Source organism: Paraburkholderia sediminicola, from assembly GCF_046030555.1.
Lineage (GTDB): Bacteria > Pseudomonadota > Gammaproteobacteria > Burkholderiales > Burkholderiaceae > Paraburkholderia > Paraburkholderia sediminicola_E.
Genome location: NZ_JAQQCH010000021.1, coordinates 112,784 through 121,741 on the forward strand (window position 1 = coordinate 112,784; position 8,958 = coordinate 121,741).

7 protein-coding genes are annotated in these 8,958 nt (G+C 60.8%); 5 read left to right on the forward strand and 2 right to left on the reverse strand.

Annotated features, from left to right (window positions below; all coding sequences use genetic code 11):
• The first annotated feature begins 65 nt into the window (after positions 1–65).
• The 4 genes from PQQ52_RS26320 to PQQ52_RS26335 all read left to right on the forward strand — a co-directional run bounded on the left by PQQ52_RS26320 (position 66) and on the right by PQQ52_RS26335 (position 5,025).
• Positions 66–2,318, forward strand: a complete 2,253-nt coding sequence (locus PQQ52_RS26320) for a thiamine pyrophosphate-dependent enzyme (RefSeq protein WP_408217838.1) — start codon at positions 66–68, stop codon at positions 2,316–2,318.
• Positions 2,311–3,945 (forward strand): indolepyruvate oxidoreductase subunit beta family protein, encoded by a 1,635-nt coding sequence (locus tag PQQ52_RS26325; RefSeq protein ID WP_408217841.1) that lies wholly within the window; start codon positions 2,311–2,313, stop codon positions 3,943–3,945. Before PQQ52_RS26320 ends, PQQ52_RS26325 begins: the two co-directional genes overlap by 8 nt.
• A gap of 152 nt (positions 3,946–4,097) precedes the next feature.
• Positions 4,098–4,877: a cyclase family protein gene (locus PQQ52_RS26330; protein WP_408217844.1), complete on the forward strand. Its 780-nt coding sequence runs from the start codon at positions 4,098–4,100 to the stop codon at positions 4,875–4,877.
• A 1-nt stretch (position 4,878) separates the two neighbouring features.
• Positions 4,879–5,025 carry a hypothetical protein gene (locus PQQ52_RS26335; RefSeq protein WP_408217847.1) on the forward strand — a complete coding sequence of 49 codons (147 nt, stop codon included), beginning with the start codon at positions 4,879–4,881 and terminating at the stop codon, positions 5,023–5,025.
• Between the two features lie 465 nt (positions 5,026–5,490).
• On the opposite strand, the gene PQQ52_RS26340 is transcribed toward PQQ52_RS26335, so the two are convergent.
• Positions 5,491–7,050, reverse strand: coding sequence for a class I SAM-dependent methyltransferase (locus tag PQQ52_RS26340; RefSeq protein WP_408217850.1), 1,560 nt, complete (start codon positions 7,048–7,050; stop codon positions 5,491–5,493).
• Between the two features lie 362 nt (positions 7,051–7,412).
• On the opposite strand from PQQ52_RS26340, the gene PQQ52_RS26345 reads away from it, so the two are divergent.
• Positions 7,413–8,336 carry a class I SAM-dependent methyltransferase gene (locus PQQ52_RS26345; protein WP_408217853.1) on the forward strand — a complete coding sequence of 308 codons (924 nt, stop codon included), beginning with the start codon at positions 7,413–7,415 and terminating at the stop codon, positions 8,334–8,336.
• A gap of 166 nt (positions 8,337–8,502) precedes the next feature.
• On the opposite strand, the gene PQQ52_RS26350 is transcribed toward PQQ52_RS26345, so the two are convergent.
• Positions 8,503–8,823: an Lrp/AsnC ligand binding domain-containing protein gene (locus PQQ52_RS26350; protein WP_408217856.1), complete on the reverse strand. Its 321-nt coding sequence runs from the start codon at positions 8,821–8,823 to the stop codon at positions 8,503–8,505.
• Positions 8,824–8,958: the final 135 nt, after the last annotated feature.

Sequence of the window (8,958 nt, forward strand, 5' to 3'; positions counted from 1 at the left end):
GCGGCTCGCAGCAGGCCTGCATGTGTGCCGCGCCCGATACGCTCATCGCACAGGAAAGCATTGATATGGCTGAAAGATCGTTTAAGGCTGAAGTAGAAAAGCTGCGCACGCCGGCAGGCGAGGAGTTTCGCGGAGAGGGGATTCTGGGCGTCACCAAGGCATTGCTGCAATCGGGCGTGTCGTACGTGGCGGGCTATCAGGGTGCGCCGATTTCGCATCTGATGGACGTGCTTGCCGACGCAAACGATATTCTCGAAGAGCTCGGCGTGCACTTCGAGAGCAGCGCGAGCGAGGCGACCGCTGCGGCGACGCTGGCGGCTTCCGTCAACTATCCGCTACGCGGCGCGGTGACCTTCAAGGCGACTGTGGGTACCAACGTAGCCTCCGACGCGCTCGCCAATCTCGCCTCGGGCGGCGTGACGGGTGGCGCGCTGATCATTGTCGGCGAGGACTACGGTGAGGGTTCCAGCATCATGCAGGAACGCTCGCACGCCTTCGCCATGAAGTCGCAGATCTGGCTGCTCGACCCGCGCCCGAATCTGCCTTCGATCGTCCATGCCGTCGAGAAAAGTTTCGAACTATCCGAAGCGAGCAATACGCCGGTCATGCTGCAGATGCGGATCCGCGCGTGTCATGTGCATGGGCGCTTCATCGCGAAGGAGAATGTCCGGCCCGCGTTCACGCTCAAGGATGCGATCGAGAAGCCGGTGCGCGATGTCAGCCGGATCGTTCTGCCGCCCGCGAGTTTTCTTCACGAAGAGGAAAAGATTCAGCGCCGCTGGCCGGCCGCGATCGACTTCATCAAACGTGAAAAACTGAATGAATTCTTCGGCAGTGAGCAAGGCGATATCGGCATCGTCACGCAAGGCGGCATGTACAACACGCTGATGCGCGCGCTTCAATTGCTCGGTCTTGCGGACATTCACGGCAATACCGATGTGCCGCTCTATGTGATGAATGTCGCATACCCCCTGGTCGACGATGAAGTGCGCGGCTTCTGCGAGAACAAACGTGCGGTGCTGATGATCGAGGAGGGTCAACCGGAGTTCGTCGAGCAGTCCGTCAGCCTGATCCTCAGACAGGCCGATATCGAGGCGCGGCTGCACGGCAAGGACATGCTGCCGCGCGCCGGCGAATATACGCCCGTGGTGGTGATGAAGGGACTGTTGAAGTTCTTCGAACGCTATTGGCCGGACTGGAACGGTCGGGCGGGGCTGTCCGAGGGCGTGCTCGCGGCGATCGCGCCGCAGCGGCCGGTGTCCGTGCCGGTCCGCGTCGCCACCGTTGCGGATGTGTCGAACGACGCTTTGGTGCCGCAGGCCCTTGCGCCGGTCGCCGAGCCGATGCCTGCCCCGATGCCTGAGTTGCCTGAATTGCACCCAAGACCCCCATCGTTCTGCACCGGTTGTCCGGAGCGCCCGATCTTCACTGCGATGAAACTGGTGGAGCGCGAACTCGGGCCGCACCATGTCAGCTGCGACATTGGCTGCCATCTGTTCTCGATCCTGCCGCCGTTCAATCTCGGCGCGACGACCATGGGCTACGGACTCGGCTGGGCCGGTTCCGCCGCGTTCAATACCCGCGAAACGCAGCGCCGCACGATCAGCATGATGGGCGACGGCGGCTTCTGGCATAACGGGCTGACGAGCGGCGTTGGCAATGCGGTGTTCAACAAGAACAATAACGTGCTGGTGATCGTCGATAACGGCTATTCTGCCGCGACGGGGGGGCAGGACATTCTGTCGTCGCGTGCGTCCAATGCGATTCGCGCGACCAACAATCCGATCGAAACAGCGGTGCGCGGCGTCGGCGTGAAGTGGGTCAAGACGATCACCCATACCTACAACGTCACGCAGATGCGCGACACGTTGCGTGATGCACTCACCACGCCAGAGACGGGACCGAAGGTCATCATCGCGCAATCCGAATGCATGCTGAACCGGCAGCGCCGCGTCAAGCCGCTGATGAAGAAGCTGGCAAGCGAAGGCAAACGGGTCGTGCGCGAGCGATTCGGCGTGGATGCCGACACCTGTACGGGTGACCACTCGTGTATTCGCCTGTCGGGTTGTCCATCGCTGACGGTGGCCGACAACCCCGATCCGCTGCGGCGCGAACCGGTGGCCGCCGTGCTGAACAGTTGCGTGGGCTGTGGCTTGTGTGGCGAGGTTTCGCATGCGGCGGTGCTGTGCCCGTCGTTCTATCGCGCGGAAGTCATTACGAACCCTGGCCGCTGGGACAGGTTATCGACGCGCGTGGCAGGCGCCGTGATCGGCTGGCTGCAAAAGCGCGTGGCCGCGCGGGAGATCCGCTATGTCTGAGCGTCCAATCGGTATTGCGATTCTGGCGATGGGCGGCGAGGGCGGCGGGGTGCTCGCCGACTGGATTGTCGATCTGGCCGAACATGAAGGCTATCCGGCGCAGACTACGTCGGTGCCCGGCGTCGCGCAGCGCACCGGCGCGACGATCTACTACGTCGAATTTCATCCTCGTGCAGTCGATGTTCACGACCGCGCGCATGAGCCGATCCTCTCGCTGGTGCCGACGCCGGGTGACGTCGACATTGTGCTGGCATCCGAGTTGATGGAGATGGGGCGCGCGATCCAGCGCGGACTAGTCACACCTGACCGGACCACGCTGATCGCCTCCACTCACCGGGTGTATTCGATGACGGAGAAGACGTCGATGAGCGACGGCCGCGTCGATCCCCGTCCATTTGTCGCGCAGGCGGAGAAAGCGGCGAAGCATTTCGTGCATGCCGATTTCGCGCGGATCGCCGAGCACAACGGGAGCGTTATCAGTGCGGCTTTGTTCGGCGCGCTGGCGGGCGCCAACGCGTTGCCTTTTTCTCGCGAGCAGTTCGAAGCCGCGATCAAACGGGCGGGTGTCGGCGTGCAAAGCAGTCTCAAGGCTTTTGCCGCGGGATTCGAAACGGCTGTGAGGTCGAATGGCGATACGGATCAACCCAAGGCCAAGGGGCCGGGCGATGCCATTCCGTCACGGCGGAGTCAGCCATTCGATATCGGCGCGACGAACCATCCGGAGATTGTCGCGCTCGATCGGCGCGTGCAAAGCGAATTTCCCGCCGAAGTCGCGGACATTCTGCACCGCGCGGTGCGCCGCCTCGCGGACTATCAGGACGTGAGTTACGCACACGCCTATCTCGATCGGTTGAAGCCACTGCGCGCGGTGGACGATGCCGCCGTCTATGCAGTACGAGGCGACGAATTGCTGCTGGCCGAAGCGGCGCGGCATCTCGCGCTCTGGATGTCATATGAAGACACGGTTCGAGTCGCCGAACTGAAAATCCGCGCCAGCCGTTTCGCCCGAGTGCGAGACGAGGTCAAGGCCACGTCGGAACAACTGTTGCACATCAACGAATTTCTCCACCCCCGCCTTGAGGAAATCGCCGACACGCTGCCTGCCGCATTGGGCCGCTGGTTGCTGAAGCCGGGTGTACTGCGTTCGATGGTCGAGTGCATGACCTCGCGCGGACGCATTGTGCGGACCACGTCGTTGCGCGGTTTTCTGATGCTGTACGGCGTGGCATCGCTGCGTGGCATGCGGCGCCGTTCGTTGCGCTACCAGCGCGAGCACGCGGAAATCGACGCATGGCTGGCACGCACGCTTCGCTATGCGGCCGACGATTACCCGCTGGCGCTTGAAATTGCGCGCAGTCAGCGTCTCGTGAAGGGCTACGGTGATACGCATGCCCGGGGTATGCGCAACTACAGGAAGATCGAAGCGGTGTTGCCGCTCGTCGCCCGGACCGCCGCGCCTGCTGCTTGTCTTAAGGTGCTATGCGAAGCGGCATTGGCGGACGAAGAGGGTGCGCGTCTCGACACGCTTCTCGATGAGCTGCGGCGCAGCGAGGGTGAATCGAATCCGCGCACGGGCCAGGAAAGCGCGAACCTTGCGTCCGCCACCTTGAGCGCCGCCACGCATTGACAGCTTGCACAACCGGTTGCGGACGCATTGATCGCGATCCGCACCGGCCGTATCGAACTGACATTCGACCATAACCCGACCTTAACCCGACCTTAACCCGACCTTAACCCGGCCTCAACCCGACCTTAATTCGACCGTACAAGGACCCCGACATGCCGACTCTGCTGAACCAACTCGCCCATGCGCTCGGAAAGGGCACGATCCAGGTGATCGATCTGAGCCAGAGCCTCCATCACCGCACGCCGATCATCTCGCTGCCGCCGCAGTACGGGCAAAGCGCGCCGTTCCGCATGGAGGAGATTTCGCGCTACGACGAACGCGGCCCCGGCTGGTACTGGAACAATTTTTCCTGCGGTGAACATACGGGTACGCACTTCGATGCACCGGTTCACTGGGTCACCGGCAAGGACTTCCCCGACAATACGACCGATGCGATTCCGGTCGGCAACTTTATCGCGCCGGCCTGCGTGATCGATGTGTCGGCGCGGGTCAAGGACGACAGCGACTATCTGCTGACCATTGCAGACGTCGAGGCGTGGGAAGCGGAGCACGGCCGCATTCCGGCAGGTTCGTGGGTATTGATGCGAACCGACTGGTCGCGGCGTACCGATCCCGACGCGTTCCTGAATGCTCGCGAGGACGGCAGTCATACGCCCGGGCCTCATCCCGATCTGCCCGAGTTTCTGGCGCGGGAGCGCGACGTGCTCGGCTGGGGCGCAGAGGGCGTCGGCACGGACGCGGGCCAGGCTTACGCGTTCTCGAAGCCGTTTCCATGTCATTCGACGATGCACGGCAACAACAAATTCGGACTCGCGAGCCTCGTCAACCTGGACCGCTTGCCCGCGACAGGCGCGATGCTGATTACGCCGCCACTGAAGATCGTTGGCGGCTCGGGAAGCCCTTGCCGGGTGCTCGCGCTCGTCGAACACTGAAGTGGCGCTTGCTGTATGGATGATTGGCAGTCGCTTCAGCGACGTCGAATCGGCCGGCACGCGAGCCTCCAGCAGCGCGGGCCGGCACACCGGTACCAGCACGTCCAATCAGACCGCGCTGCGCATTGGCATGGCGCACAAGTTCTGAGGCACAAGCAGTAAGATCCGGCCGACGTTCGTGCACGCGAGCGTCGGCCGCTCGTGAGGTCGCAGCGCAGTTGAGCGACGCAAGCAAACTGCTCGCAGGCGAAGGCTGCAGCCCTTCGCAAACGGCTCGCGCAGCACGCGCGTTCATGCGCAGGAGTTCGCGTTTTGAAGCGCATCCCCGACAAATTTTCGCGCACCAGAGTAAAACTTCAACTTGCATGTCAGGCGCTACGTCGTTCTCGTGGGAGGCCGTTAAAGCGCGCCACGCGCATCACATCGCATCACTTGGGTGGCTCTCAAATCGCCTCAGACGCTGCGCAGCCTGATGCTTTAGCAGGTTATGGCCGGCCGCATCAAAACAAGCTACCCAAGAGGATGACAGGCGGGGAGGGGGACTGTGCGATCTCGAGCTGAGCGGACACGGTCATGGAGGTAGCGCCAGCCGCTTGCCGACCGTATCTCTTCCTCAAGCGATTCCCAGCGCTTCCAATATCGGTAGATGTATTTCAGCAAAGCGATTCGCTTTCGCAATCAGATCGTCGGGGGTGTTCAGCGGGCTAACGGAAACTCCTTTCGTGGCGTGAGCCGGCGTGGGGTTCGCGTGCAAAGCAGCTTCGGCGAATTCGGCCCACTGTGTGGGTTCCCTTAAATGACGTCGCCTCGCCAACAGGAATAGCTGCGGCACACGGGGAATCAAAACGCCCGATCCGGACACCGGACTGACCAGGAATTGTATGTCCCCATGCTGGAGCGCCTGCTCGCAAATAGCGGCGTTCAGTCTGTTCGATGACGGACGAGCGAGCTCGACGTGCGCCTCTTCCTGTACATTCAGCAACACGCCGGCCCCCACTAACAATGTCACGGCCTTGACGATGAGGGGGAGTGTAATTCCACGTCCGCGGACGCTGTTTTCGATATCGGAGAGGCGTGCAGGGTGATGGCTGGCAAGCGCGTCGAGAATCGGACCATATGAGCCTTCCGGTAGCGTCGCTTCTCCCAGCGCGCCGCGCACCTTCAGCAAGACCGATGCTCTCGGCAGCGCCAGCATGACGCGATGCGCGCGCAGCGCCGTCTGCTGCGCCGCTTCACTGAGCGTCTGGCTCCCTTTGACCCAGTAATCCCGTCGCATCGACCGGTTGATGCAAAAATCCCGTACGCTCTCACGCAAAGCGGTATCTGGAATACCCGCCAGCAAGGCGCGTTGGGGCGGGTTGAGATTGATCTCGTCAACGTGGTCGCGATAGTCTGCAGAGCAACCATAAGTCAAACCGCTCGCGGCAAGCGATGACGTGACCTGCGAGAAAGTCATGGGCTGCCAGTCACGATTGAAATATTCATGTGCGAGGTAGGGCGTGTTCTCCTTGCACAATGCGTCGACACGTTCAGCCAGCTGCGGGTTGACCACTGCGTAGCCGGGGTGCGTCGCAACCACCGTCTTGACGAAGTCTAGTGCCGCTGCAATATGCGTCTGGACTTGCGCTTCGGTGGGCACATCGCCGTGCGCATTCAGCCGCGCGCTCGCCTGGAAATGACAGTGCATCAATTCGCGCACCGGCAACATCGCGGCCCACCCAGGCTGGGTGTTGTAGCTCATATACACGACGCCGCCGTCATTGAGTTTGCGTCGTATGAAGTCGGCGATGAGCACACGGTTTTCGGCGGAAATCCAGCTCCAGATACCGTGCATGCCGATGAAATCAAACTTGGGCAAATCGTCGCGCCTACAGAATTCCGCGAAGCTTTCAGCGAACAAGCTTGCCTGCGATCCGGCGCACTGTGTCAGTTGCCGTGCAAAGCTCGCATGAGACGGGTTGAAGTCAGTGCCAAACCATCTTGTAGCTGACCCGGCTGCGTGGATATTCACGCTGACGCCGTGGCCGAATCCCAGTTCGCAGGCGGTGCGCAGGGCAGGAGGGGCGAATCCCGACTGCAGCAACGGAAGTCTGAGGCGCAGCGGATCCAGTTCGTCGCAATAGCCATACGTGTACGCAATACCATCAATGCTGCCGGCTTCCCATTCACTCACGTTCTAGCTCTCGTTTTCTTGAAGGATCGCCGCGCTGGAGCGACGACTTCCCAACCCACTTTCAGCGGAGGTCGGGCTATACGGTCAACGTCACCGGGCGCGGATCGCCCCGCCGTCGAATCGACGTGATGCGAAGCCTCTCATAGCGCGGACCTCTTTGTCTATCCACAGTCCGACGCCAGACATTCCGGCGCGGTTTCCCGTTTTGATAACAGGTCCCTCAGGTTCTCATAAGGTAACGTCCCTTACATTCATGCACCGACTGCGATGGAGCTCAACTGCTGGTCGGCTGATCCGGGATGAGGTTCGAGTCTTTGGTCATTCGACACACCTCGCTATCCAATCGACATTCGTCCTTCGACATGAATAGTTCCGACTCCCAGCCCCAATCCGATGTGTGGTCCGATTGGCTGTTACATATTCGGCACGGAGATGATCCAGGGCACGAACGAGCCCTCCATGGCGAACTCAAACACCATGTAGACCGCGTTCTGGACGGCGCGAGGCTTACCCCTGGCATGACGTTCGCCGACATCGGTGCCGGCGATGGGCTGATCGGTTTAAGCGCGATCGACCGCATAGGCTTGTCGCTGCACGTGCTTTTCACGGATATCTCGGCGCCTCTGCTTCGTCACACTGAAGCACTCGCAGTTCAGCGGAACATCCAGGATCAGTGCGTCTTCATCCAATGCTCCGCCGAATCACTCGATGGCATTGAGGATAGCGCTGTCGATGCCGTAGCGACTCGGGCCGTTCTCGCCTATGTCCCTGACAAGATGGCTGCCCTGCGAGAATTTCATCGGATTCTCAGACCGGGTGGCCGGCTATCGATCGCTGAACCGATCATGCGCGACGATGCAATCGAGGCAAGCTCGCTGCGGAAAATCGTCGAAGGTCTGCCCGAGAAAGCCGGGGACAACTTCTTCCACCTGCTGCATCGCTGGAAATCCGCTCAGTTTCCCGATACTGAGGAAAAAATTTCTGCGAGTCCGATTGCCAACTACGGCGAACGCGATCTCGTCCGCTTCGCTTTAGATGCGGGATTCGCGGATATTCATATGGAGTTCCACATTGATGTACGCCCGGCCGCGGTCACCTCGTGGGACGTGTTGCTTGGCAGCTCCCCGCACCCTTGGGCTCCGCGGCTCGGCGACATTCTCGCGACACAGTTCACAGTGGACGAACGACTATTCTTCGAACAGATCCTCCGCCCGCAAGTTGAAGGTCGCCGAATGGTCATGGCCGAGCGCACCGCTTACCTTACCGCACTAAAGCCTCTTCGCTGACGCGCACAGCCGCTTCGATCGTCTGGCTGATCCGCTTGGTACGGGCAAAGATCGGTTGGCTGTCGGCCGGAGGGCATGGCCCCATCCGAATCTCGGGAGAGTCTCTATGGTCCCAAAACCAGCCTGACATGACTGCCTATCCTTGATAGCGCTCTGCGCGCGGCGATCAAAGTCGTGCTTGATTCGACACTACTTCGCGCTGCAACGCTGTCGTCCAGCAACAGTCCTGCGAGAGGGCAGTAGTGTTGCTTATCGCGGCGCGTTTCTTCAACTTAGCCTCCAGCGCTTGCCGCACATGTGAAGGAACGGGTAAAAGAGGCGGGGCCGAACGCATCAACATGGTTTTCAACGTAAAGTTCGATTTGATGTGTTCGACACCCGGAATGCGAGTCAGCATGCGGGTTAAAAAGAGGTGGTACGCATCAAGATCCCTGACCACGACCCGCAGGTTGTAGTCGGCATCACCCGTCATCTGGAAACAGCTCATGACCTCGGGGGCGAGATGGCGCTAATGGTGGAGATTGCTTGCGTCAGTCAATAGCTCCGGGAGCGTCCCAAAGCCAGTAGTAGACGCCGAGGCGTATGTTTGATTTGACATAATATAAATTATCAACAAAATGCA